Origin of the sequence: Curtobacterium citri (assembly GCF_030362955.1) — a bacterium.
GTDB lineage: Bacteria > Actinomycetota > Actinomycetes > Actinomycetales > Microbacteriaceae > Curtobacterium > Curtobacterium citri.
On sequence record NZ_JAUCML010000002.1, the window covers coordinates 95,166 to 120,769 of the forward strand.

A 25,604-nucleotide genomic window follows, 5' to 3' on the forward strand; every position below is an offset into this window, starting at 1 on the left:
CCGGCCCGGCCACTCAGACGCGGTTGAGCGCGTGCACCGCCTGGTCGTAGGACTCCTCGGCCAGGCGGACGCGGTCACCCGCGAGCACGCCGTACCCGAACGTCCCCTCCCCTCCGCGCTCGGCGATCCCCGCGTGCACCCGCAGGACGTCGAGCGCGTGCAACGAGCGCACCCGCTCGGTCAGCACGTCGGCCGCGTCCCCGGTGCGCGTCCACAGCGCGTGCGGGAAGGCGTCGTCGCCGAGCACGTCCATCGCCGCGCGGGCCCGGGTGGCCGCGCGCCAGGCCTCCTCGGTCGCGGTGCGCTCCGAGGCCTCGCGGTCGACGAGTCCGACGCTCTCGTCGTCGTCCGCGACGGCCTGTCGCACGAGTTCACGGACGCGCGGCTTCTCGATCGCCGACACGTCCTGCGCCACGTGCTTCGGCGACCGCAGCGCCCACGCGGTCGGTGCGGGCCGTTCGACCGCGTCGTCGAGGGCGTCGAGCAGCTCGAGGTACGGCTCGCCGTGCAGGAAGGCCGTGACCTCGCCCACCGCGACGGAGCGGCGCTCCCGGGTCGCAGCGAGGATCCGCTCGCGGGTCATGGCGTCGACGAGCAGGTCCTGGGCCGGTGACGACGCGTAGGGCAGGCGCTCCACGAGGTGCTCTGCAAGCGCGGCACGGGCGGTGACGGCCGCCAGGGCGTCCGCCGCCTCGGCGGCGCGGTCGGCCGCGGCGGTGTCGGGGAACGCCGGACGGTAGGCCGACAGGACGGCGGCGATGCCGAGGGCGGTCCGGGCCGTCCCGCGGAGGTCGGCCGACCCGCCGGCGCGGAGCACGGCCTCCTGGCCGAGGAGTGCCGTCCGCAGCTTGCGCAACCGCTTCGTGAGCGCACGGGCCGCGGTGCCCTTCTCGGGCTTGTCGGCGGTGCGGAGGCGGGCCGCCGGCGCACCCTCGAGCCCCCGCGCCAGCTTCGACGCGACCGCTGCCGGCGCGGCACCGACGGCGGCGAACCGTCCGTCGAGCGAGGCGAAGAGCTCGTGCGCGACCTGTTCGTCGACGTCGCCGACCGTCTCGACCTCGACCTCGCGCCACGTCCGGGGGGCCGCCGGTGCCGCGTCATCGAGGCGCTGCGCGACGACGGCGTCGTCCGCGAGCTCGGCGACCTGCTCGTCGTCCTCGTCGAGCAGCCGGGTGACCGTCCGCGTGGTCGTGATGCGCACGACGGGGCGCAGGCCGCGTCCGCGCCGCTCGGTGAAGAGCGCGCCGAGGACCTCGTCCGGCACGGTGTCGGCGTCCTCGGTCAGGGGGAAGTGCTGCTCGTGGCGGACGGTGTCCGACGCCGAGCGCTTGATGTGCCAACCGGCGTCGTGGCCGCCCGTCCGGCGCCGGACGGTGACACGGGACGCCACGAGGTCGTACCGCTCGGTGTCCCAGTAGGTGGCGTCGAGGACGAACGGTTCCTCGTGCTCGGTGCGGGCGATGCTGCCGATCCCGACCAGGTCGGGGAGGTCGTCGCCCTCGGGCAGGTCGTAGGTGCGCTCGATCTCGAGGTGGGTGTCCGTCACACGCTCCTGTCTACCAGGGCGTCCGGGGTTCCCCGAACCGGCGGGGTTAGCCTGTGGACATGAGCGAGACGATCACCCGCGACGCGTTCGTGCCCGAGGCCGGCGGCGTCACGATGTTCACCACGAGCTGGTGCGGCTACTGCGCCCGGCTGAAGAACCAGATGACGAAGGCCGGTGTCCCCTTCCGCGAGGTCGACATCGAGCAGACCCCGGGGACGGCCGAGCTCGTCGCCGAGGTGAACGGCGGCAACCAGACCGTGCCGACGCTGGTGTTCCCGGACGGGAGCACGGCGACGAACCCCTCGTTGGCCGAGGTGCAGTCGCGCGTCTGAGGCGCAGCGCGGGGCCGGCTGGCCCTGACGAACCACGAAACCGACATCGAACCAGGCGTGAGCCCGGGTTCAATGTCGGTTTCGTGGTTCGACACCGCGTGTGAGGCGCCAGCGCCCCGCGTCAGCGCGCCAGCGCGTCCTCGAGCAGCGCCACCATCGCGTCGAGCTGGATGTCGCCCGAGTCGGCGACCTCCTCGTCCGAGCCGTCGAGCGCGCGGGCGGCCAGGGACGCCTTCGAGTCGATGAGCTCGGCGATCTTGGTGTCGATCGTCTGGGCGGCGATGATGCGCCACGCGGTGACCGGCTCCTCCTGCCCGATGCGGTGCACGCGGTCGATCGCCTGGGTCTGCTCGGCGCTCGTCCAGGACAGCTCGGCGAGCACGACGTTGGACGCCACCTGCAGGTTGAGGCCGACGCCCGCCGCGGTGAGCGAGCAGACGATGACGGCCACGTCGGGGTCGTTCACGAACGAGTCGATCTCGGCCGTGCGCTGCGCCGGCGTCTGGTCGCCGCGGATCGTGGCGGTCTTCAGGTGCCGACGGGCGAAGACCTCCTCGGCCTGGTCCATCACGTCGAGGTGCTTCGCGAAGAACACGACCTTGCCGACGTTCGAGGCGAGCTGCGCCGCGTAGTCCGCCGCGAGCTGCGCCTTCGCGCGACCGATGCGTCGGACCATCGAGAACACGTTCTCGCCGGTCGACGAGGCGTCCTGGTCCTCGAGCTCCCACCGCGCGACCTGGCGGACGAGCTTGTGGTCGATGCCGACGACCGGGTCCTGCCCGGTGCGGCCGTCGAGCGCCTGGTGGTAGCGGCGCACGAGCTTCGCGGTGAGCTCGCGCTCGGCGTCACGGATCGACCGGCCCTCTTCCCCGTCGAGCTCGACCGGGATGTCGGCGATGCGGCGGGCGGGGATGTCCGCGGCGACGTCCACCTTGCGGCGGCGGACGATGCCCTGGTCGATGACGGCCTTGCGCGCCTCGACGAAGAACCCGGGGTCGGCCGGGGTGAGCCCGATCTCCTCGAGCTCGTTCATGAGCTTCGCGCGCGGCTTCTTGTCGTCGATCCAGCCGAGGAACTCCCAGATGGTGCGGAAGTCCTCGACGGAGTTGATGAGCGGCGTCCCGGTCAGCGCCATGAGCAGCGGCGACGACACCCGCGAGCGGATCTTCTCGGCGAGCTGCAGCACGAACCGGGAGCGCTGCGACTCCTTGTTCTTGATGAAGTGCGCCTCGTCGACGACCATGCCGCGGAACCCGAAGTTCCCGAGCCAGCCGGCGTGCCGGTCGAGGATCTCGTAGTTCACGATGACGATGTCGGCGAAGCCGTCCAGGTCGTCACCGTCGCCGTGGATGACGGTCGCGGTCCGGTTCGGCACCCAGCGGGCGGCCTCGCGCGCCCAGTTCGTCTTCACGACGTTCGGCACGACGACGAGCAGCGGGAACGCGTTCGCGGCGTCGGCGGCGAGCAGGGACTGCGCGGTCTTACCGAGGCCCGGTTCGTCGGCGAGCAGGAACGAGCGGTGCCCCTGGGAGGCGGCCGCCACGAGCTCCGCCTGGTGCTTCATGAGCGTGGTGCCGGACCGCGAGTGCAGCGACGACGGCTCGGGCAGCGGCATCGAGGCCGCTCCCCCGCCGGCGCCGTACTCGAACGACTTGAAGAGCGGACCGAACAGCTCCCAGTTCGCCAGGCGCCGCGGGTGCGCGACCGGCTGGTCGGCGAGGGCGAAGTCCGGCGCGAGGAACGGGTTCGCGAGCTGGCGCTGCACGACCGCCTGTGGCAGCACCGAGCGCACCGGCGTCTCGACGACCGGCGACGGCTCGGCGGCGATCACGAGGTCCTCCGGCTGCAGCTCCATGCCGCCGGCGATCATCATGTCGCGCTTCGCGGTCCGGGTCGCCTCGCCGACCGAGGCCTCCTCGGTGAGCAGCTGGATGACGCTCGTGTCGCGCGCCGCGGTCTTCGCCAGGATCGTCGCGACCCCGTCGAGCCGCTTGAGCTGCTCGGCGCGCTGCGCGTCGGAGAGCTCCGGGTCGGCCTTGACCCGCGCACGCTCCTCGCGCATGAGCAGCGCGACGGCCTGGAACTTCGACCGGTTCGACGCCTTGAGCGGTCCACGTTGCGCCGCCGCCTCGACCTCGCGCACGGCGCGGGCGAGGACGGGGATGACGCCGTCGTTGTCGAGCGGCCGGGTGCGGCGCGACGCGGTCCGCGTCCCGCCGGCTGCTCGCCGGGTGCCTGATCGAGCCAACGCTCCTCCTTGTTCCGCCCGTGTCCGGGCGAGCCGCCGTCTCGGCGGGAAGTCATCGACCGGCGCCTGGCGCGGCTCCGGCCCACGGGCCACCCTGGCCCGCTCGTTCGCCGGTCCCGTCACAGGACGTCCGGTGGAGTCCCGCGGTCCGCCCCGCGCCCGCACCCCGAGGGTGTCCGGCACGACGGTCCGCGCCGGGATCCGGCGCCGTCGCACGCACGTGGTGCCCGTCGGGCATCCACGGATCCGGTCCCCACGTCGGTCAAGCGACCGACTGTCGCGTCCGGAATCGACGCGGCACGTGACGACACGGTGCGTGCAGGCACAGTTTACTCCCCGACGACCGACGGAGGCGAGTCCACGGGACCCGCGCGCGTCGCGGTCGTCGACCGGCCCCGGTGCGCGGTCGCGCGGGCGGCTCTCGACGGTGACCGGGCGTCGGACGGGAGGCACGGGTCGACGCCTCCGCGTGCCTCCCGTCCGACGCGGTGCACGCCCGACGGGACGCGGCGCACGCCCGACTGGACGCGGCGGTGCGGGGGCGGTGCGGTCAGGCCTGCGGCGCGGACCGCGGGCGGAGCGTGCCGTCCGACGGCACGACCGGCGACGCCTCGGCGAGCGCCGCCCGCGTCGCCGTCAGCAGGTGCTGCGCGGTCTCGATCCCGTTCGCCGAACCGGTCGTCGCCTGTCCGCCCGCGTGTGCGAGGAGCTGCGCGCCGATCGCCGGACCGATGCGGTCCGCTTCGCCGGGGTTCCGTGCGACCCAGTCGCGCGCCACGGCGTCGGCGAGGCGCTCCGCGGCCGCACCGCGCTCGGCGTCGCCGCGCGACCGGTGCCAGAGTCCCGTGACGACGAGGTGCGCCACCACGGCGCCGATGTCGCGGACCGGGAAGCCCCACCCGGCGGTGTCGATGTCGAGCAGGCCCGAGATGCGCCACGGCTCGTCCTCGTCGACGAAGACCTGCTCGAGGTGCAGGTCCCCGTGCACGACCTGCTTCGTCGCGCTCCCCCAGCCGACCGAGCGGCGGCCGATCGCGTCGTAGAGCGCGTCGATCTCGGCGGCGTCCTGCGGCAGCGCGGTGACCAGCGTGCGACGGTGCCAGTCGGCGTGGTCCATCGCGTCGGCGCGTGCCTGCTGCGTCATCGGCACGGTCGCGATCCGCCCGGTGAGCGCCGCGAGCGAGGCGACGAAGCGCGGGTCGTCGGCGATCTCGGTGATGCGGCTGCCGGCCGGCACCCCGCGGATCCGCTCGAGCACGAGCAGGCCGTCCCCGCGGCTCGACAGCACCCGCGGCACCGGCAGCCCGGCGGCGGTGAACTGCTCGTGGGACTCGACGATCGGTGCGACCCGGTGCGGTCGCACGATCTTGAGGAAGAGGGTGCGCTCCGGGGCGTCGACGCGGACGACCGCCCGCTTGCCCGGGCGGTAGGCCGCGACGGAGAGCACCGGGTCGGTGACGGGCATGCCGAGGCCGGCCAGGAGCTCGGCCACGGCGTCACGGTAGGTGACCTGCGGCAGCACGGGCAGGCCGGGGTCGTTCGGGTACGCCCACACGGACACGGGCTCGCCGGTCGCGGGATCGGTGACGATGGCGCTGTTCTGGTCGTGGGCGCCGCCGGTGTCGACGTAGGTCAGGACGGTGGCGCGCTGGCCGGCCCGGTCCACGGTGTCGACCTCGTACCCGTAGAGGTAGCCGTTGCCCGACGGTTCGACGGAGTGCGCGCGTGCGGCGACCACCGAGGTCCCGGAGCCGGCGAAGGCCTGCGGGATGACGCGCTCATGGTTGGGCCACACGGGACCAGTCAACCGTGCGGACGTGCTTTCGTCGCCATCGTGCACGGCTCGGCGTGCGGCTCGTGGCTAGCGTGGTCGTCGTGAACCCGGTCGCGCGCCTCCGCAGTTCCAGCCGCACGCCGTTCCTGCAGGTCGTGAAGACCGCGGTGGCGGTGGTCGCGGCGGTGCTGCTCTGCCGGGTGCTCGTCGACGGACCGTTCCCGACCTTCGCCGCGATCGCGGCGCTGCTCGTCGTGCAGCCGAGCATCAACCAGTCCTTCGTGAAGGGGTTGGAGCGGAGCGCCGGGGTCGTGCTCGGCGTCGTGCTGGCCACCGGGTTCCACCTGCTGTTCGGCGACGCCGTCTGGGTCGTGCTCGTCGTCATCGTGCTCGCGATCCTGCTCAGCTGGGCGCTCCGACTGACCCCGACGTCGGCGACCCAGGTGGGCATCAGCGGCATGCTCGTGCTCACCGCGGGCGTCGTCACGCCGAACTACTCGGCGGACCGCATCCTCGAGACGGTGATCGGCGCGGTCGTCGCGCTCGTGGTCAACGCGGTCGTCGTGCCGCCCGTGCTCCTCGAACCGGCTCACCTGGCGGTCGCCCGACTCGCCCGCGACACCGCGGCCGCGTTCGAACGGATCGCGATCGGGCTCACCGAGGGGTGGGACGCCGACCGGTGGCACGAGGCTCTCCTGCAGGCCCGGGCGCTCCGGCAGCAGCACGCCCGCGCCGAGGCCTCACTCACCGCCGCCGGCGAGTCGCTGACGATGAACCCGCGGGGCGGTCGGCACCGGACGATCCTCGAGCGGGACGTCGCCGTCGCCGAACACCTGCGGGTCCTCGTGACGCGGGTGACCGGCATGACGCGCGCCGTCCGCGACAACACCGCGCCGGACCTGCGCTCGGACCCCGTCGTCGGCAGCATCGCGACCGAGGTCGCCCGGATCGGAGCGGACGTCCGGGCGCTGAGCGCACGGGTCGAGGCGACGCGGCTGCACCACGCGGAGCACGACGGCTTCGTGGGCGCGGAGCGGGACGACACGGACTCGGTGGAGCCGGCGCTCACGGCGCCGCTCGCGGTCGTCCGACCCAACTCGCGGCACTGGGTGCTCATCGGGGCGCTGCTCGAGGACATCCGCCGCGTGCGCGAGGAGCTGCTCGGCGAGGACGACTGACGGCGGCAGGACGCTCCGCCGGGTCGCCGGGTCGCCGGGTCGCCGGGTCGCCGGGTTGCCGGGGCGCCGGGTCGCTGGAGCGCTGGAGCGCTGCGTCGCTGCGTCGCTGCGGTCAGCGGACCAGGGTGACGGGCTCCGGACGTCCGACCGCCCGGGCTGCCTCGACCGCCGTGTGCACGATGTCCTCCCACAGCCCGGTCCCGGCACCGCTGACCGGTCCGACACCGTCCGGAGCGCGGTCGGCCACGGCACGGATGCTCGCGACGACGTGCTCCGCTCCGGCCTCGTGCGCGGCCCGGCTCGCCAGGTCCGGCACCGCGGTGCGGAGCTCGGCGACGACACGCTCACGTCGCGGGGCGTCGAGCTCGTCGAGGACGACGATGCCGACGCGCGCGGCGTCGAGCTCGGCCAGCAGGCGCGCGACCGCCGGGTGGTGCTGCGCTGGCGTGTCGGCGTGGTCTGATCGGTCGTGCACGGTTCCCCCCACGGACACCGCGTCGGGTACGCCGCGTCCGGTCCGGAGCCTAGCAACGAGTACCGCTCGGTATCACTCCCCACTCCACGGGACGCATCGTCCTGCCCCCGGCCGGGTGACACCGGCAAGGCGGGCCCGTCGTCCGGGCGCCGCTCTGCAGCCCGGTGCCCACGGGGTCACTGAGACGAGATTCAGCGACTTCGGAGGTCGGATGGCCCCGAACCGCCCGTTCCCTGCCACGATGGGGTCCGAGGAGGTCGATCATGCGCCTGTTGGTGGTCGAGGACGACGACGAGATGCGTGCGCTCATGGAGCGGGGACTCGCAGCAGAGGGGTACCGCGTCACCGCGGTCGAGAACGGGGTCGAGGCGCTCATCGCCCTCGGCGAGCAGGCCTTCGACCTCGCGGTGGTCGACGTCATGATGCCCGGCATGTCCGGCTTCGAGCTCGCGCGACGCATCCGCGAGCGCGAGGACCCGGTCCGCATCCTGCTCGTGACCGCGCGCGACGCCGTGGACGACCGGGTGTTCGGCCTCGACGCCGGCGCCGACGACTACCTGACGAAGCCCTTCGCCTTCGCCGAGCTCACCGCCCGGCTCCGCGCCCTCGGTCGCCGTGAGTCGACCGCCGGCCAGCGCACGATCGAGGTCGGCGACGTCGCGATCGACTCCGAGGCCCGCCGCATCTCCATCAAGGGGCAGCGCGTCGCCGTGAGCCCGACCGAGTTCGCGCTCCTGCGGCTCCTCGCCCGCTCCGTCGGCTCCGTCGTCGACCGCCCGAAGATCCTCGAGGAGGTCTGGGACGGCTCGCAGCACGTCGACCCGAACGTCGTTGAGCAGTACATCTCGTACCTCCGCAAGAAGCTGACGTCGCACGAGGCGACCGTCGCGATCTCGACCGTGCGGGGTCGCGGGTACCGCCTCGACCTGCTCGGGGCGTGACCGAAACGGCGCCGACCCCCGGGAGTCCCGGACCCCGACACGGGCTGCCCCGTCCGCTGCGGAACCTGTCGCTCCGCTCGCGGATCACGATCGGTTCGACCGCGATCGCGGCGGTCGTCATCGTCCTGCTCGTGCTCGTCATGCGCTTCCAGGTCGTCAGCGTCGTCGCGAGCGCCACGAGGACGCTCCTCGACGCCGACGTCGACCCGTACGTGGCGACGCTCGAGGTGGACAGCGATCCCGACCTGTCCGCACCCGGCAACGCCCAGCTCGTCGCCGTCGTCGCCCCGTCGGGACAGATCCGCCTGTCGACGATGCCGCCCCGGGTCGAGCGCGCCCTCGGCAGCCTGACCAGCACCCAGGCCGGTGCCTCGGTCCTCGACGTGTCCGGCTCCGAGTACCGCGTGGTCATCGAGCACCCGGTCAACCAGGCCGGCCGCTGGACGGTCGTCGCCGCCCGCAACTCCCAGGCCGAGGCGATCGTCGTCGACGACCTCACCACCACCCTGTCGCTCACCGGACTCGCGATCCTCATCGCCTTCGGTGTCGCCTCGTGGATCCTCGCCACTGCCGCCTTGCGCCCGGTGAACCGGATGCGCCGCGAGGCCGAGCGGCTCTCGGTCGCCCCCGAGCGAGCCGAGCTCCCGGTCGGTCCGGCCCAGGACGAGCTCGCCTCGCTCGCCACCACGCTGAACGCCTTCCTCGCCCGGACGCGGCAGGCCACCGAGCGCGAACGACAGATGGTGTCGGACGCCAGCCACGAGCTCCGCACCCCGCTCGCCATCCTCACCACGCAGCTCGACCTCGCGTCACTCGACGGCGACGACGCCGCGGCGCTCGCGGCCCACATCGACCGCGCCAAGCGCAGTGTGGCCCGGCTGTCCCGACTCGCGAACGACCTGCTGACGCTCTCCAGGATCGAGGACTCGGAGCGACGCGAACAGGACGGCGGCCCGCAGCCGACGACCACGTGGAGCGACCTCGGTGACGAGGTCATGGCCGCCGTCGACCGCGTGCGGCTCATCGCGTCGGCGAAGGACATCACGGTGGACTTCGACCTCGAGCCGCCCGGACCCACGAGCCCGGCCGGTTCCTCCGAGCCGCACGGTGCACCGGTCGCGGCCCCGCGCTCGGACGCGTCGTCGGACCGCTCCGACGGCGTGGTCCCCGGTGGCGTCGGGACGGACGCCGGCGAGCCGCGCTTCCGGTTGGACACCGGCGGCATGGCGCAGCTCGTGACGAACACCGCGAGCAACGCGGTCGCGGCACTCCCCCGCGGGGGTGGCGTGTTCGTGTCCTGGCACGTCGAGGGGGCCGAGGGCGTCCTGCAGGTCACCGACGACGGCCCCGGGGTGCCGGAGTCGTTCATCCCGGTCGCCTTCGACCGGTTCACGCGCCCCGACGAGGCGCGGACGTCACGCCGCGACCCGGACCCGGCGACGGGCGGGGTCCCGCTGCCGGGCGGCTCCGGCCTCGGGCTCGCGATCGTGCGCGCCATCGCGGAACGGTCGGGAGGCACGGCCTCCCTCCGCAACGTGCGTTCCGGCGGGCTCGAGGTCACCGTCCGGGTGCCCGTGGTGCCTCCGCAGACCACCGCCTGACCGGCACCCGCGCACCGTCGCCGTCGGCCGTCGGCGCCGCCGACCGCGGCGGTCACTGGAAGTCCCGCGACCGCGTCCGCACCCCCAGCGGCAGGTGCTCGATCTGGTCGGCCACCAGGTTCACCACGCCGTCGGGCGACCGCTCGAGGATCCCCCGCACCACCACCGCCGGCGACTCCCGCGCCACCCGTCGGTACCGTCCCCACACGCCGACGCTGCAGATGACGTTCACCAACCCGGTCTCGTCCTCGACGTTGAGGAACGTGATCCCCGACGCCGTCGCCGGCCGCTGCCGGTGGGTGACGATCCCGCCGACCTCGACGCGACGCCCGGTCTCGGCCGTGGCCGTGTCCAGCACGCTCAGCACCCCTCGGGCGTCCAGCCTCGGCCGGACGTGTCGCACGGGGTGGTCGTCGGTCGACATGCCCGTGGACCACATGTCGGCGATGAGGACGTCCCCGCTCGTCATCTGCCCGAACAGCGGCGGCTGCACCGTCACCTGCGTGTCCGGCAGCTGGTCGGGACGCTCCGCCGCAGCCTGGGCGGCGGACCACATGCCGCTCCGCCGGTCGATGCCGAGTCCGACGAACGCGTCCGCCGCCGCGAGGGCCTCGAGCTGCGCCGTCGTCAGGCGGACCCGCCGGGCGAGGTCGGACATGTCGGTGAACGGCCCGTGGGCCTCCCGCTCGGCGACGATCGCCTCGGCACTCCGGCGACCGAGCGAGGCGACCTCGGCGAGCCCGAGGCGGACCGCGAAGGCCCCGTCGCGGCGGTGCTCGGCGGTGTCGTCCGGCCGCGAGCCGTCGAACGGCAGCACCGGGGGCTGTTCCTCGGCCAGGCACGCGTCGGCACCGTGGTGCACGGCTCCGTCGTGCTCGTCGAGCGGTTCGAGCGTCGCGTCGACACCCGAGCGCAGGACGTCCGGCCGGAGCACGCGCACGCCGTGCCGCCGGGCGTCGGCCACGAGCGTCTGCGGCGAGTAGAACCCCATCGGCTGCGCCCGGAGCAGCGCCGCCAGGAACGCTCCCGGGTAGTGCAGGCGCATCCACGCGCTCGCGTAGACGATGAGCGCGAAGCTGATCGAGTGGCTCTCCGCGAACCCGAAGTTCGCGAACGCCTGGATCTTCGCGTAGATCGCGTCCGCGTCCGCGCCGTGGATGTCGTTCGACGCCATCCCCGCGTAGAGCTTCTCGCGGAGCCGCTCGATCTTCTCGTGCCCCCGCTTCGACCCCATCGCGCGGCGGAGCAGGTCGGCGTCGTCGCCGGAGCACCCGCCGACCGCGATCGCCATCTGCATGAGCTGCTCCTGGAACAGCGGCACCCCCAGTGTCCGCTCGAGCACGGGCTCCAGTGAGGGGTGGATGTAGGTGATGGGCTCCTCGCCGGTCCGCCGCCGGATGTAGGGGTGGACGGCCCCGCCCTGGATCGGCCCGGGGCGCACCAGGGCGACCTCGATCACCAGGTCGTAGAACCGTCGGGGCAGCAGGCGCGGCAACGTCCCCATCTGCGCACGGGACTCGACCTGGAACACCCCGATCGTGTCCGCGCGGCACAGCTGGTCGTAGACGCCCTGCTCCTCCTTCGGGATGGAGTGCATGTCCCAGCGCTCCCCGCAGTGCTCGTCGGCCAGGTCGAACGAGTACTGCAGCGCCGCGAGCATCCCGAGCCCGAGCATGTCGAACTTCACGAGCCCCATGTACGCGCAGTCGTCCTTGTCCCACTGCAGCACGGTCCGGCCGTCCATCCGGGCGTGCTCGATCGGCACGACCTCGCCCACCGGTCGGTCGGTGAGCACCATGCCGCCGGAGTGGATGCCGAGGTGCCGCGGGAACCCGAGCACCTGCTGCGCCATGTCGACCACCGTGTCCGGGATGTCGTGGTCCTGGCTCTCGGTGACCGACCCCCAGCGCTCGACCTGCTTCGACCAGGCGTCCTGCTGCCCCGGGCTGTGCCCGAGCGCCTTCGCCATGTCGCGCACGGCGCCCTTCGGCCGGTAGGTGATGACGTTCGCGACCTGGGCGGCGTTGAACCGTCCGTACTTCTCGTAGACGTACTGGATGACCTCCTCACGGCGGTCCGAGTCGAAGTCGACGTCGATGTCGGGCTCCTCGTCGCGCATCGCCGACAGGAACCGCTCGAACGGCAGTCCGTACCGGATCGAGTCGACCGCGGTGATCTCGAGCAGGTAGCAGACCGCCGAGTTCGCCGCCGAACCGCGCCCCTGGCAGAGGATGCCGCGGTCGCGGGCGTACTGCACCATGTCCCGCACGATCAGGAAGTACCCCGGGAAGTCCTTGTCCGCGATGACGGAGAGCTCCCGCTCGATGCGCTCGCGCTTCTGCGGGTCGACGCCGTCCGCGCTGCCCGGGTAGAACCGCCGTGCCCCGCGCCAGGTGAGCTCACGGAGCCACGACATCGTGGTGTGCCCCTCGGGGACCTCGACGTCGGGCAGCCCGGGCTTCGCGGTCCGCAGCCGGAAGCCGAGCTCGTCGGCCAGCTCGACGCTCGTCTCCACCGCCCCCGGCCACCGCGCGAACCGCCGGGCCATCTCGGCCCCGGACCGCAGGTGGGCGGTCGGCGCGGCCGGCAGCCAGCCGTCGATCTCGTCGAGGCTCCGCCGGGCCCGCACGGCCGCCAGCGCGGTCGCCACCGGGAACCGGTCGGGCGTCGCGTAGTGCACGTTCCCGGTCGCGACGACGGGCAGCCCGTGCTGTGCCGCGAGGGCTGCGAGCACGTCGTTCCGCGCGCTGTCGAGCGGCTCGCCCTGGTCGGTGAGCTCGACGACGACCCCGGCCGTGCCGAACCGGTCGAGCAGGGCCCGCAGGGCCTCGTCGGCGGCGGACTCGCCGCCCTGCTCGAGGGCCCGGCGCACGGTGCCCTTGCGGCAGCCCGTGAGCACCCGCCAGTGCCCGTCCGCCTGTGCCGCGAGCTCGTCGAGGTCGTACTGCGGCCGCCCCTTCTCGGCACCGGCGGCGAGGTGCGCCCGGGTGACCGCCGCCGCCAACCGGTGGTAGCCGTCCTGGCCGTCGGCGAGCAGCAGCAGGTGCGTGCCCTCGGGGTCGGGCACCCCGTTCTGCGGTTCGGTCAGCCCGAGCGACAGCTCGGTGCCGTACACGGTGGCGACGGTCGGGTACGCCTCGGCGACCTCGGCCATCCGGGCGGCCCCGTAGAAGCCGTCGTGGTCGGTGAGCGCCAGGCCGTGCAGGTGCAGGCGCGCTGCCTCCTCGACCAGGTGCTCCGGACCGCTCGCACCGTCGAGGAAGCTGAAGGTCGAGTGCGCGTGCAGCTCGGCGTACGGCACGACCGGGACGTCGTCGTCGGACGCCGAGGGCGGCGGGACGTACCGGGAGCGCTTCCGCGACCAGGCCGGACTGTCCCCGCCGTCGCCGGCGTGCGCGCTGTCCGGACGCTTGTCGGACAGCGCTCGCTCGAACTCCGACCACGGGATCGGGGGGTTGCTGTAGCCCATCAGTGCTCCCTCACGTCGCGACCGCCTCGGCCCACCAGCGGTGGTCGGCGAGCACCAGGTACCAGGCACGGCCGTCACCGTCGACCAGCTGCAGCCGGTGCAGGCGCCGGCCGCCGGACTCCCACCAGCGCACGACGAGCGGCCACGGGCCCGCCCACGCGGTCACCGGGGCGAACCGTCCGCCGCGCTCCCCCTCGGCCCGGAAGCGCTCGGGCGCACCGGTCAGCGCACCGCGGTCGTCGACGTCCACGGTCTCACCGTCGGCGGCGACCACGTCCACCGGTCGGGGCCGCTCGAGCACGGTGGCGGGCGGCGGTCCGGGGAGCCGGCCGGGCCACGGTCGGTCCCGGACGGTCGCCAGCGCACGCTCGCCGCCCACGGGGGCGTCGCCCCACGGGACGAGCACGACGCGTTCGGCCAGGGTGCGCCCGCCGCCGATCCGCGGGGTGACCACGCCCTCGTGCCCGACGAGTCCCTGCACACGGGCGAGGGCGTGGTGCACCCGTTCGTCGGGTCCGGTGCCCCAGAGCCCGCGCTCGTGGTTCGCCGCGTCGTCGACCGCGACCGGTTCGAGCACGACCTGGACGACGGGTGCCTCGAGCCCCGTGGGGTCCACCCCGCCGGCGAGCTGCCACCGGACCCGGTCGACCACTTCGGCGGCGTCGAACCACCGCGGGTGCACCCAGGTCCGTTCGAGCAGCAGGTCGCGCTCGTCGACGATGCCGACCCGGATGGTGGTGGCGACCAGACCCGCCGATCGCAGCCGGGCGGCGAAGTCGTCCGCCGACCGCCGGAAGGCGAACGCCACCTGGTCGGCGCGGTCGAGCGGCGGTTCGAAGGACGCCTCGACCCGGAGCTCCGGCGGGACCGCACGCGACGTGACCTCGCGCGGGTCACGGCCGCCCGCGAGCCGGTGCAGGAACGCCCCGGCGACGCCGAACCGGTCACGCACCTGCTCGTCGCCGAGCGCGGCGAAGTCGCCGAGGGTGCCGAGGCCCAGCCGCCCGAGCACCGTCGCCAGGTCGGGGTCGCCGAGCACGCCGAGCGGCAGGTCCGCCAGGAACGGCGCCGACCCGCCGACCGGCACGATCCGCACCCGCTCGCCCGGGCGCACGGGACGGGCACGCGCCGCCTGCTCCGCCGCGAACGGCGTGTCCGCCACCCCGGCCCGCACCCCGGGGGCGCCGTGGTCGGCGGCGATGCCGGCGAGGGTCGCCGCAGCCGCACGCTCGCCGCCGTAGTACCGGGCCGGCCCCCGGGAGCGCAGGGCGACCGTTCCGGGGCGCAGGACCTCGACCCCGGGGACGGCTTCCTCGATCGCCCGGATGACCGGTTCGAACGCCCGGTGGTCGAGGGCGTCGTCGTAGGGCTCCACCACGAGCTCGGGACAGCGCGCCTGGGCCTCCCGCACGCGGAGCCCGCGCACCACGCCCTGCTGCCGGGCGCTGGCCGAGCTGGCGAACACCGTCCCCTTCGCCACCAGGGCGAACGGGTGGTCCGGTGGCGAGCCCGCCGCACGGGCCGCCGCGATCACGGGCCAGTCCGGGCACCAGAGCACGATCGTGCGGGTGGGCGGCGGCTCCGGCAGTGCTCCACCGCGCGCCAGCGCATCGGCCCGCACGGACACGGCACCGGGCACGGCGGCGCTCGACCGTGCCGCCACCCGCGGCGCGGTCGCCCGCGAGCGCCCGCGGGGACTCACGACGCCACCGCGACGGGACGCAGCACGGGCGACGACGACCCGGCAGCACCGGCAGCACCGACAGATCCGGCAGCCCCGACCGCACCGACGACCGCGGGACGAACCGCGCCGTCGGCCGCCGGCAGGAGCAGGTCGGCGCTGACCGGCCGTCCCGCTCCCGCCCGCCCCGAGGCCGTCACGGTCGCCCGGCGCTCCGCCAGGTGCCCGTGGCCGTCCCCGATCCCGCTCCACACCGACTCCGTCACCCGCAGCGTGACGTCGGCACCGGGCCAGGACCCCAGCGCGACGAGCGCCCCGCCGCGCTGCCGCAGCCGAGCGGCGAGCCGCGAGACGTCGCCGGGCACCACGCGGCCGAGCGGTCGGGTGAGGACGATCTGCGCGACGTCGGCGAGTGCGGCCGTCACGGTGAGCCACTGGTCCCCGGGGTCGGGCACGAGCACGAGCCGTTCGAGGTCGATCCCCATCGCGGCGGCGGCCTCGACCCCGAAGGACGGCACGCCGACGACGGCACACCAGGCACCCTCGGCCGACGCGGCCTGGAGCATGGTCATCGCGAGGAGCACCGACTCCTGCACCGCGTAGGACCCGCCGACGCGGATCGCACCGCCGGGCAGCAGGGACTGCAGCGCCGCGGCGGTGGGCAGCCCCTGGACGTCGACGCGGGTCGCCTCCATCTCGGACACCCGGGAGCGCAACGCGGTGATGCGCTCGAGCGCCGCCCGCGCGTCACCGAGGTGGTCCACGCGCCGGGTCGGCCGTGCGGAGGCCGGCGACACCGCGCCCGTCCGGGCAGGACCGGTCCGCCCGGACGTCCCCTCGGACCCGGGCGACAGGAGTGCCGCCGCCGACTGCATGCCCTCATATTCGAACATGTGTTCGATGATGTCAACCGGGTCCGACATCCGTGGACAACCTGGTCGAACACGCGTTCGACACGCCCGGCGTCACCAGGACAGGGTGGCTCCCAGGGCCCCGAGGACCGACCGGGTCTTCGTCTCGACCTCGTCGGCCTCGTCCGCCGCCGTCGAGGACCACGTCACCGCACCACCGGCGCCGAACGACCGCGACCGCTCGACGCCCCGACCGTCGAGGACCGTGACCAGTGTGCGGATGGCCACCGACAGGTCGACCGAGCCGTCCGCCGAGAAGTACCCGATGACCCCGGAGTACACGCCCCGCGGAGCACCCTCGAGCCGGTCCGCGATCGCCGTCGCGCTGCGCTTCGGCGCGCCGGTCATCGACCCCGGCGGGAACGCCGCGTGCACGACCGCCGCCCGCGAGACCCCCTCCGGCAGCACCGCCGACACCGTCGACACGAGCTGGTGCACGCTCGCGTAGGTCTCGACGGCGCAGAGCCGCTCGACGTGCACCGACCCGGGCACCGCCGTGCGGAGCAGGTCGTTCCGCAGCAGGTCGACGATCATGACGTTCTCGGCCCGGTCCTTCGCGCTCGTCGCCAGTCCGGCCCGGACGACCGCGTCGCGCGCCGGGTCCGGGTCACGCCGCCGGGTCCCCTTGATGGGCTCCGCGACCACCGTGCCCGCCGCGTCGACGCGCAGGAAGCGCTCCGGCGACCGGCTCGCCACCCGCAGGGGGCCGAGCCGCAGGTACGCACCGAACGGCACGGGGTCCGCCCGCCGCACCCGCAGGTACTCGTCCAGGTGGGGGTCCGTGCCGGGGCCGACCCGCGCCTCCCGTCCGACCGTGCCCACCGCGAAGGCGGTGGTGAGGCACACCTGGAACGCGTTCCCCTCGCGGATCTCGGTGCGGCAGTCCTCCACGGACGCCTCGTAGGCGGCGCGCGGCACGCGCCCGGTGGCGACGGCCGGGAGGCCCGTGGTCGCGTCCGGCGCGGCGCCCCGCGTCCGCGACCCGTGCGGGTCCTCGAGCCACGCCCGGTTCGCCGCACCGGCCGTCGGCTCGTCCTCGCCCACCAGGGCGAGCGCCCAGGCGCGCCCGTCGGCGTGCACGACCACCGCGCGGTCGACGAACCGCAGGTCCGCGTCGGCGTGCCCGTCGGCGGTGCGGTCCGGACCGTCCGACTCCCGGCCGAGCTCGTACCCGAGGAACCCGACCCACCCGAGCGCGAAGCCGCAGCCGGGCACGGGCGCATCGAGCACCGGCGTGCGCTCGAGCAGGTCGCCGAGCACGGCGAACGCCCGGCGGTCCTCCGTGCGGGACACCCCGAACCACCGCTCGGCGGCGGGTGGGACCTCGAGGACGGCCCGGCGGTCCTCGTGCCGGAACCGCGTCGCGAAGGGGCCGTCCGTCAGCGCGAGGACCGACCAGGCGGCCCGCTCGCGGCCGGTGTCGGGGGCACCGTCGGGCAGACCGGAGTCGAGCCAGACGACGTCAGCGGTCGTCGCCGCCGCGAGCGCGCCGAGGTCCGGCGTCCGGTCGAGCCGTCGCGCGACGACCCGCGCTCGGCTCAGACCGCGGCGATCGTCCACGACGCGGCGTGTGCGGCACCGGGGGCGAGCACGACGAGGCCGGACCCGGACCCGGCGTTGAAGGCGTCCGGCGCGCAGGTCATCGGCTCGACCGCGAGCCCGACACGGTGGTACTCGGGGACGACGTGGTCGGCGGTGTGCACCTGCGCCCAGCCGCACTCCGGACCGAAGGACACCCGGACGCCGTACCCGTCCACCGCGGTGAGCACGATGGTGGCGGTCCCCGCGGCGTCGCGCTCGAACCCGGTGAAGGCGTGGTCGATGAACCGGTCGCCGATCGGGGTCGCGGTGCGGAGGTCGAACGCGTCGTGCACGGGCGCGAGACCGGTCGGCACCAGGCGGTCCTCGGTGACCTCGAGCACCTCGGACGCGGGCAGGGTCAGCGTCCAGTCGTCGACCCGGCCGGCACCGGCCACGAGGTACGGGTGCGGCCCGGTCCCCCACGGTGCCGCGTCGGCGCCCGTGTTCGTGCCGGTGATCGTCGTGTGCAGGCCGTCGGCGTCGAGGCGGTACTCGACGAGCACCTCGACGCGGAACGGGTAGCCCTCCTGCGCCGGCACCGTCGTGGCGAGGACGGCACGGTCGGGCTCGTGCGCGACGACACGGAAGTCGGTCCACGCGACGAGGCCGTGCAGGGCGTGGTGGCGCTTCGGCTCGGTCAGGGCGAGCTCGTGCTCCCGGCCGTCGAACGTGTAGCGACCGTCGACGACCCGGTTCGGCCACGGCGCGAGCACAGCACCGCGGAAGGCCGGGCGGACCTCGTCGGCGGCGAACGGCACGACCAGGTCACGCCCCTCGACGCGCAGGGTCCGGAGGGAGGCCCCCACCGAAGCGATCTCGGCGGTGTACCCGCCGGCGGTGATCGTCAGGGCGGATCCGGACAGGGGCGCGTCGTTGCTCATGCGGATCAGCGTAGTGGCGGGCGGGAGCCGCGCCGGACCGCGGAGGCCGGCGCCCGGGAACGACGAAACCCCGCCGCATCGCGACGGGGTTCCTGCGTGTTCCGTTGTGGGTGGATCTGAGGGGACTCGAACCCCTGACCCCCTGCATGCCATGCAGGTGCGCTACCAGCTGCGCCACAGACCCGTGATGGTACTGCCGTTCGTCTTGCCGTTCTTCCGTGCCACCGTTCCCGGAGGCACCATGGAAGCGTACACCACGCGGACCCCGGGTGACGAAATCGTCGCCGCCACCCGGGCGCGTCGCACCTACGCGGTGTGGTCGACCGGCAGTTCGAGCGGGATCGTCGGGCAGTCCGACCAGAGCCGCTCGAGCGAGTAGTACTGGCGGTCTTCCTCGTGGAAGACGTGCACGACGATCTCCCCGAAGTCGATGAGGACCCAGCGACCCTCGGTCCGTCCTTCGCGACGGAGGGGCTTCGCGCCGGCCGCGATGAGCCGGTCCTCGGCCTCGTCCGCGATGGCGAGCACGTTGCGCTCGTTCCGACCGGTCGCGAGCAGGAACACGTCGGTGAGCTGCAGCGGGGCGGTCACGTCGAGGGCGACGAGGTCTTCGGCCTGCTTCGCGTCGGCCGCCTGGGCGGCGATCTGCACGAGTTCCAGTGCACGTGGGGAGGCGGTCACGGAGTCCTTCCGGTCGACGGACCCGCCGTGTGCGGCTCCGTGTGGTGGGTCCCGATCATAGGCCACCCCGCCGACAGCGGCCAGGCCGGTGCGGCGGGGTGGACGAGGACCCGAGGTGGTGTCGGGGGCGGTCAGCCGCCGAAGTGGGTGGTCAGCAGCGCGACGATGATGACGCCGGCCGCGGCGAGGCCGACGGCACCGACGGTGACGCCGAGGATCACCGGGGTGCGGGACTCCTTCGGCTTCGCCGCCGCGAGGACGACCTGTCGCGTGGAGGTGTGGCTCGACACCGCACGGCTCGCCCGCACGGGGCTGGCGTCCGTCTCGGGCTGCTCGTCGTGCTGCTCGAGCAACCGGTCGACCTCGGCACCGTCGATCGGTCGGTGCGACCCGGTCGACGACAGCGAGGCGGGCAGGTCGATCGACCCGGTCAGGATGACCTCGCCGGTCGCGTTCAACGCGCCCGTCGGGTCCGCGAGGGCCGAGTCGGGCAGCACGATCGAGTTCGTGTCCTGCACCGCCAGGCGGCGGACCCCGGTCGCGTCGTGCACGTCGTCACCGTCCTGGGCCTGCTGCGACCAGTGACCGGCGGGCGGCTCGAAGGCCGTGGTGACGGGCTTGGGCTCGGTCGGCCGCTGGAACGCGGCGGGCAGACGGGGAGCCTCCGGCACGTCGCGACCGTTCCGGTCGTCGGTCGCGGGCGTGGGCCGCTGGACCGGTACCTCGTTCGTGTCGTCGTCGAGCGACAGCGGGAAGACCACGGGCGTCGAGGAGGACGGCACAGCGGTCGTCGGCATCGCAGCGACCGACCCGGTACCGGCGTCCTGCGCGTCGTCGTCCTGGCCGTCGTGGTCCTGCGCGTCGTGGTCCTGGGCGTCGTGGTCCTGCGCGTCGTGGTCCTGCGCGTCGTGGTCCTGCGCGTCGTCGTCCTCCGGCGGCGCCCACGTCGAGCGGTGCCGGCGCGGTTCCTCGGCGTGTGCGGCGGCCTCGCTCAGGGGCTCGACGGCGTCGGGCGAGCCGTCGGCCTCGGTGGCCTGCGCCACGGTCGCGGCGTCGAGCTGCTCGGGCTCGGCGGACGACTCCTGCGCGGGGTCGTCGTGCGCGCCGCCGTGCAGGTCGTCGACGGATCCGATGACGTCCTGCACGGTGCGGTCGGAGGAGTGCGGCGTCGGCGCACGCAGGGGCACGGGCTGGACCGCCTGCCCCTCGGCCTCGCGCATCAGTCGGAGCTGTCGGCGGGTGAGACCCCCGGTCCCCGGCACGATCTCGGTCGCGGAGGCGGGTGCCGGCGTGAGCGGGAACACGCCCGCGGACGGAGCGGTGCCCGCGGAACGCGGCCCGCTCTCGCTGCCCGGGCGGACGGCGGACTGCGCCGGTCCGCTCGGCGACGGCGCGACGTGCGAGCCGGGGCGACGCGGCCCGTCGGCCTCGCCGGTGGTGGGGGCGGCGACGGTGGGCGGCGGCGTGACCGGCTGCCCGCCGGCTGCGGCGGCACGCTCCCGCTCGCGCGCCTCGCGCCGCGACAGTGGCGGCTGCGCGTCGGACGAACTCATGCAACGCTCCGATACAGGTGGTGCTTGGAGATGTACTGGACGACCCCGTCCGGGACCAGGTACCAGACCGGGTGGCCACGCCTGACCCGGTCGCGGCAATCGGTCGAGGATATCGCCAGTGCGGGGACTTCGAGCACGCTCACGTCACGCTCGGGGAGACCGGTGATGCTCAGGTCGTGCCCCGGCCGCGTGACCGCGACGAAGTGCGCGAGGTCCCACAGCTCATCGTGGTCCTTCCAGTCGAGGATCTGCTGAACGGCGTCAGCGCCCGAGATGAAGACGAGCTGGGCGTCCGGTCGCTGGTCGTGGAGGTCCCGCAGGGTGTCGATCGTGTAGGTCGGACCGGGCCGGTCGATGTCGACGCGGCTGACGGTGAACATCGGGTTCGACGCCGTCGCGATCACCGTCATGAGGTAGCGGTGCTCGGCGTCGGTGACGTCGGACTTCATGTACGGCTGGCCGGTCGGGACGAACACGACCTCGTCCAGGTCGAAGGCGCGGGCGACCTCCGATGCCGCCACGAGGTGCCCGTGGTGGATCGGGTCGAACGTGCCACCCATCACGCCGATGCGGGGGCGCCCCGTGCTCTCGAGCATCGAGCGGCTGGTCAGAGCTTGGTGTGACCGAACTCGTCGACACCCGTCTCGTGGTGGCGGGTGGCCTCGAACTTGTGCGAGTGGCGGTAGGCGACGTCGCGGAAGCTCCAGGTCACGAACCCGAGGAAGATGAAGAAGAGCGCGCCGCACATCGGGAAGACGAACGCGGGGACCGAGGAGGCGTGCTCTGCGGCTTCAGCGAGGAAGGTCATCGGTCCGGTGCTCCGTTCGATCGGGTGGGAAGTCGCCGCCCAGTCTAGCCGCGGATCTGACCCTGCCCGCGCACGATCCACTTGGTGCTCGTCAGTTCCGGCAGCCCCATGGGGCCGCGGGCGTGCAGCTTCTGCGTGGAGATGCCGACCTCGGCACCGAAGCCGAACTCCCCGCCGTCGGTGAAGCGGGTCGAGGCGTTGGCCATCACCACGGCCGAGTCGACCTCGGCGAGGAACCGCTCGGCCGTGACGAGGTCGTCCGTGACGATCGACTCGGTGTGGTGCGTCGACCACCGCGCGATGTGCGCCATCGCCGCGTCGACGTCGGGCACGACGCGGATCGAGAGGTCGAGGTCCATGGACTCCGTCGCCCAGTCGGCCTCGGTCGCCCGCAGCACGCCCGGCACGATCGTCCGGGTGGCGTCGTCCCCACGCAGGGTGACGCCCGCGGCGCGCAGCCGGTCGGCCAGCTCGGGCAGCAGCCGCTCGGCGGCACCCTCGTGCACGAGCAGGGTCTCGAGCGCGTTGCAGACGCTCGGCCGCTGCACCTTGCTGTTGAGCACGATGTCGACCGAGCGCGCCAGCGGTGCCGAGGCGTCGAGGAACACGTGCACGACGCCGGCGCCGGTCTCGATCACGGGCACCTGCGACTCGGTCACCACCGTCTGGATGAGCGAGGCGCTCCCCCGGGGCACGAGCACGTCCACCAGGCCCCTGGCGCGCATGAGGTCCGTCGCACCCTGTCGCCCGAACTCGTCGATCGTCTGCACGAGGTCCGCCGGCAGCCCGACCGAGGCGACCGCGGCGCGGATCCGCTCCACCAGCTCGGCGTTGGTGCGCTGCGCCGCCGACCCGCCGCGCAGCACGACGGCGTTGCCGCTCTTCAGTGCCAGGGCGGCGATGTCGACCGTGACGTTCGGGCGTGCCTCGTAGATGGCCCCGACCACCCCGAACGGCACGCGCACCTGGGTGAGCTGCAGGCCGTTCGGCAGCCGGGAGCCGCGCACGTGCTCCCCCACCGGGTCGGTGAGGCCGACGACGTGCTCCACCGCTGCCGCCAGGGCGTCGATCCGTCCCGCGTCGAGCCGCAGCCGGTCGAGGAGTCCGGAGGACGTGCCGCGCTCCTCGCCCGCCACGAGGTCGTCGTGGTTCGCGGTGACGATCGCGTCGGTGCCGTCCCGGAGGGCCGCCGCCACGGCCCGGAGCGCCCGGTCCTTGACCGCGGTCGTGGCCGTCGCCAGCGCGGTCGACGCGGCACGGGCGGCGACGAGCTTGTCGGTGAGCGTGGGAGCGGTGACCGTCGGCGACATGGTCCGATGATAGGTCGCCGCCGGCATCGTGACGCCCGTCGTGACGGCGACGAGACGCCACCTTCAATGCGAGACGGTCCGGCGGCGCCGAGACGGGCCCGGATCCGGCGGCGTCTCGGCCACGTGGCGGTGTCTGGCCACACGCTGGACCGGCACCGCGCCTCCCGGCCGCTCGCCACTGCCTGCTGCGTCAGCCGCGCGGAGCCGCGTGGAACCAGGTGCCGACGTGCTCGCCGGTGAGCGCCCGGTCCACCAGCGCCGTCGCCGTCACGAGCACGGCGGTGCCGGCCTCGGCCGCGAGCCGTGCCGCGGCGACCTTGGTCCCCGCTCCCCCGGTGCCGACCCCGGCCTTCCCGGTGGACCCGAACGTGACCCCGGCGAGCTCGTCCCCGAACGGTACCTCGTCGATCGGCTCCGCGTCCGGGTGCTCGGGGGGTCGCGTGTACAGCGACTCGACGTCGGACAGGAGCACGAGCGCATCGGCGCCGAGCAGCCGGGCGACGAGCGCCGCGAGTCGGTCGTTGTCGCCGAAGCGGATCTCGTCCGTGGCGACCGTGTCGTTCTCGTTGACGATCGGCAGCACCCGCAGCGCGAGCAAGCGGTCCACGGCGCGCTGGGCGTTCACCCGGTGCGTCGGGTTCTGCAGGTCGCCGGCGGTGAGCAGGACCTGCGCCGCGACGACCCCGTGCCGGTCGAGTTCCTTCTGGTAGCGGAACATGAGCACGTTCTGGCCCGTGGCCGCCGCCGCCTGCTGCGTCGCGAGGTCGTCCGGCCGTCCCTCGAGTCCGAGGAACGGGAAGCCCGTGGCGATCGCTCCGGAGGACACCAGGACCACCTCGGTCCCCCGGGCGTGCGCGGCGGCGATCGCGTCGACGAGCGCCGCGATCTGCCCGGTGTTCTCCCCGCTGACCGACGACGACCCGACCTTGACCACGAGCCGACGTGCACGCGGGACGTCCTGCCGCCGGGTGACGGGTCCGAGGTCGGTGCGCGCGCTCGTGTCGGTCATGCCGGGATCAGTCCTCGTCGTCGTCGGCCCACAGGCCGGAGATGCGCTCCTGCTCGAGCTCGGCGCGTGCGGCCGCCTTGGCGTCCATGCGCTCGAAGTAGTCCTCGCGGCGCTCGTTGCGGGTGGGTCGCGAGGACCCGCCGACCCGGGCGTCGGTGCCGCGGGCACTCGTGACGAGCTCCGCGGTCGAGGTGAGCGTGGGCTCCCAGTCGAACACCATGCCGCCGTCGCCGCCGATCACGACGGTGGAGCCGGCGACGGCACCGGCCTTGAACAGGCCGTCCTCGACGCCGAGCTTCGCGAGCCGGTCGGCCAGGTAGCCGATCGCCTCCTCGTTCGTGAAGTCGGTCTGCACGACCCAGCGCTCCGGCTTGGCGCCACGGACCCGGTAGAAGCGGTGCTCCTCGCCGCCCTCGGCGCGCACGGTGAAGGGCTTCTCGTCGACCGCCTTCGGCCGGAGCACGATGCGCTCCTGCTCCGGTGCCGCGGGACGCTCGGCGCGGGCGCGCTCGACGACCTCGGCCATGGCGAAGGTCAGCTCGCGCAGGCCCTGCCGGGACGCCGTCGAGATCGGGAAGACGCGGTAGCCGCGCTCCTCGAGCTCGGCGGTGACGAACTCGGCGAGCTCGGCGGCCTCGGGCACGTCGACCTTGTTGAGCGCGACGAGCTGGGGACGCTCGAGCAGCGGCGTCTGTCCCTCGGGCACCGGGTAGCGCTCGAGTTCGCCGAGGATGACGTCGAGGTCGCTGAGGGGGTCGCGACCCGGGTCCATCGTCGCGCAGTCGATGACGTGCAGGAGCGCCTCGCAGCGCTCGACGTGGCGGAGGAACTCGAGGCCGAGGCCCTTGCCCTCCGAGGCACCCTCGATGAGCCCGGGGACGTCGGCGACGGTGAAGCGGACGTCACCGGACTCGACGACGCCGAGGTTCGGGGTCAGGGTGGTGAACGGGTAGTCGGCGATCTTCGGCTTCGCGGCGGAGACCGCGGCGATGAGCGAGGACTTGCCGGCGCTCGGGAAGCCGACGAGCGCGACGTCGGCGATGGTCTTCAGCTCGAGGCTGACGTCACCGGTCCACCCGGGCGTGCCGAGCAGCGCGAACCCGGGGGCCTTGCGCTTCGTGGTCGCGAGCGCCGCGTTGCCGAGGCCACCCTGGCCACCGGGGGCCACGACGACCCGCATGCCCGGCTCGGTCATGTCGGCGAGGACCTCGCCGCCCTCGTCGTGCACGACGGTGCCGATCGGCACGGGCAGCTCGAGGGTCTCACCGCTCACGCCGCTGCGGTGGTCGCCCATGCCGGGCTGGCCGTTCCGCGACGAACGGTGCGGCGAGCGGTGGTAACCGAGCAGGGTCGTCACCTGCGGGTCGGCGACGAGCACGATGTCGCCACCGTCGCCGCCGTTGCCGCCGTCCGGGCCGGCGAGGGGCTTGAACTTCTCACGGCGGACCGACACGCAGCCGTTGCCGCCGTTCCCCGCGGTGAGGTGCAGGGTCACGCGGTCGACGAAGGTCGCCATGGGTCCACTCCTAGGTGTTGCAGCGGGGCCACGAGGTGTCGCAGCGGTGCCGCCGGGTGTTGCACGAAAGAACGGGAGGGGCGGGCACGTGGCCCGCCCCTCCCGCAGA

At 73.9% G+C, this 25,604-nt stretch carries 20 protein-coding genes and 1 tRNA gene; 4 read left to right on the forward strand and 17 right to left on the reverse strand.

Annotation, left to right across the window (positions count from 1 at the left end):
• Positions 1 to 13 precede the first annotated feature (13 nt).
• Entirely contained in the window at positions 14 to 1,546 is a 1,533-nt protein-coding gene (locus QUG92_RS02945) for a CYTH domain-containing protein (protein ID WP_289457611.1), read from the reverse strand.
• A gap of 59 nt (positions 1,547 to 1,605) precedes the next feature.
• Here QUG92_RS02945 and QUG92_RS02950 point away from each other — a divergent pair, with 59 nt between their 5' ends.
• A complete protein-coding gene (locus QUG92_RS02950) occupies positions 1,606 to 1,878 on the forward strand; it encodes a mycoredoxin (RefSeq protein WP_022902366.1) in 273 nt (90 codons plus the stop codon).
• A gap of 121 nt (positions 1,879 to 1,999) precedes the next feature.
• Here the strand turns inward: QUG92_RS02950 and QUG92_RS02955 are convergent, their stop codons facing one another.
• A complete protein-coding gene (locus QUG92_RS02955; protein ID WP_289457612.1) occupies positions 2,000 to 4,126 on the reverse strand; it encodes a DEAD/DEAH box helicase in 2,127 nt (708 codons plus the stop codon).
• A gap of 550 nt (positions 4,127 to 4,676) precedes the next feature.
• Complete coding sequence (locus tag QUG92_RS02960; RefSeq protein ID WP_069711479.1) at positions 4,677 to 5,921, reverse strand: phosphotransferase enzyme family protein; 1,245 nt, start codon at positions 5,919 to 5,921, stop codon at positions 4,677 to 4,679.
• Positions 5,922 to 6,001: 80 nt separating this feature from the next.
• On the opposite strand from QUG92_RS02960, the gene QUG92_RS02965 reads away from it, so the two are divergent.
• Positions 6,002 to 7,078: an FUSC family protein gene (locus tag QUG92_RS02965; protein WP_069711749.1), complete on the forward strand. Its 1,077-nt coding sequence runs from the start codon at positions 6,002 to 6,004 to the stop codon at positions 7,076 to 7,078.
• A 112-nt stretch (positions 7,079 to 7,190) separates the two neighbouring features.
• Here QUG92_RS02965 and QUG92_RS02970 read toward each other — a convergent pair whose 3' ends face one another.
• A complete protein-coding gene (locus QUG92_RS02970) occupies positions 7,191 to 7,553 on the reverse strand; it encodes a hypothetical protein (protein WP_289457613.1) in 363 nt (120 codons plus the stop codon).
• Between the two features lie 263 nt (positions 7,554 to 7,816).
• On the opposite strand from QUG92_RS02970, the gene QUG92_RS02975 reads away from it, so the two are divergent.
• Together QUG92_RS02975 and QUG92_RS02980 are read left to right on the forward strand one after the other, a co-directional pair.
• Positions 7,817 to 8,494, forward strand: coding sequence for a response regulator transcription factor (locus QUG92_RS02975; RefSeq protein WP_069711481.1), 678 nt, complete (start codon positions 7,817 to 7,819; stop codon positions 8,492 to 8,494).
• Entirely contained in the window at positions 8,491 to 10,095 is a 1,605-nt protein-coding gene (locus QUG92_RS02980; RefSeq protein WP_289457614.1) for a sensor histidine kinase, read from the forward strand. Before QUG92_RS02975 ends, QUG92_RS02980 begins: the two co-directional genes overlap by 4 nt.
• A gap of 52 nt (positions 10,096 to 10,147) precedes the next feature.
• On the opposite strand, the gene QUG92_RS02985 is transcribed toward QUG92_RS02980, so the two are convergent.
• The 13 genes from QUG92_RS02985 to obgE all read right to left on the reverse strand — a co-directional run bounded on the left by QUG92_RS02985 (position 10,148) and on the right by obgE (position 25,495).
• A complete protein-coding gene (locus QUG92_RS02985) occupies positions 10,148 to 13,564 on the reverse strand; it encodes an error-prone DNA polymerase (protein WP_289457615.1) in 3,417 nt (1,138 codons plus the stop codon).
• Between the two features lie 10 nt (positions 13,565 to 13,574).
• Positions 13,575 to 15,227 carry a DNA polymerase Y family protein gene (locus QUG92_RS02990; protein ID WP_289457616.1) on the reverse strand — a complete coding sequence of 551 codons (1,653 nt, stop codon included), beginning with the start codon at positions 15,225 to 15,227 and terminating at the stop codon, positions 13,575 to 13,577.
• Between the two features lie 35 nt (positions 15,228 to 15,262).
• A complete protein-coding gene (gene imuA' / locus QUG92_RS02995; protein WP_289457617.1) occupies positions 15,263 to 16,138 on the reverse strand; it encodes a DnaE2-dependent mutagenesis accessory factor ImuA' in 876 nt (291 codons plus the stop codon).
• 72 nt (positions 16,139 to 16,210) lie between these two features.
• Positions 16,211 to 17,716 carry an anthranilate synthase component I family protein gene (locus tag QUG92_RS03000; protein WP_289457618.1) on the reverse strand — a complete coding sequence of 502 codons (1,506 nt, stop codon included), beginning with the start codon at positions 17,714 to 17,716 and terminating at the stop codon, positions 16,211 to 16,213.
• Entirely contained in the window at positions 17,695 to 18,618 is a 924-nt protein-coding gene (locus QUG92_RS03005; RefSeq protein ID WP_289457619.1) for an aldose 1-epimerase family protein, read from the reverse strand. Before QUG92_RS03005 ends, QUG92_RS03000 begins: the two co-directional genes overlap by 22 nt.
• A 111-nt stretch (positions 18,619 to 18,729) precedes the next feature.
• Positions 18,730 to 18,802: transfer RNA gene (locus QUG92_RS03010), tRNA-Ala, on the reverse strand.
• Positions 18,803 to 18,924: 122 nt separating this feature from the next.
• Positions 18,925 to 19,299: a ribosome silencing factor gene (rsfS, locus tag QUG92_RS03015; RefSeq protein WP_289457620.1), complete on the reverse strand. Its 375-nt coding sequence runs from the start codon at positions 19,297 to 19,299 to the stop codon at positions 18,925 to 18,927.
• A gap of 131 nt (positions 19,300 to 19,430) precedes the next feature.
• A complete protein-coding gene (locus QUG92_RS03020; protein WP_289457621.1) occupies positions 19,431 to 20,852 on the reverse strand; it encodes a hypothetical protein in 1,422 nt (473 codons plus the stop codon).
• Positions 20,849 to 21,448 carry a nicotinate-nucleotide adenylyltransferase gene (gene nadD / locus QUG92_RS03025; protein ID WP_083263708.1) on the reverse strand — a complete coding sequence of 200 codons (600 nt, stop codon included), beginning with the start codon at positions 21,446 to 21,448 and terminating at the stop codon, positions 20,849 to 20,851. Before nadD ends, QUG92_RS03020 begins: the two co-directional genes overlap by 4 nt.
• Before the next feature lie 11 nt (positions 21,449 to 21,459).
• Positions 21,460 to 21,660, reverse strand: a complete 201-nt coding sequence (locus QUG92_RS03030; RefSeq protein ID WP_069711488.1) for a hypothetical protein — start codon at positions 21,658 to 21,660, stop codon at positions 21,460 to 21,462.
• 44 nt (positions 21,661 to 21,704) lie between these two features.
• Positions 21,705 to 22,970, reverse strand: coding sequence for a glutamate-5-semialdehyde dehydrogenase (locus tag QUG92_RS03035; protein WP_289457622.1), 1,266 nt, complete (start codon positions 22,968 to 22,970; stop codon positions 21,705 to 21,707).
• A gap of 190 nt (positions 22,971 to 23,160) precedes the next feature.
• A complete protein-coding gene (gene proB, locus QUG92_RS03040) occupies positions 23,161 to 23,979 on the reverse strand; it encodes a glutamate 5-kinase (protein ID WP_289457623.1) in 819 nt (272 codons plus the stop codon).
• Positions 23,980 to 23,986: 7 nt separating this feature from the next.
• Positions 23,987 to 25,495 (reverse strand): GTPase ObgE, encoded by a 1,509-nt coding sequence (gene obgE, locus QUG92_RS03045; protein WP_289457624.1) that lies wholly within the window; start codon positions 25,493 to 25,495, stop codon positions 23,987 to 23,989.
• Positions 25,496 to 25,604: the final 109 nt, after the last annotated feature.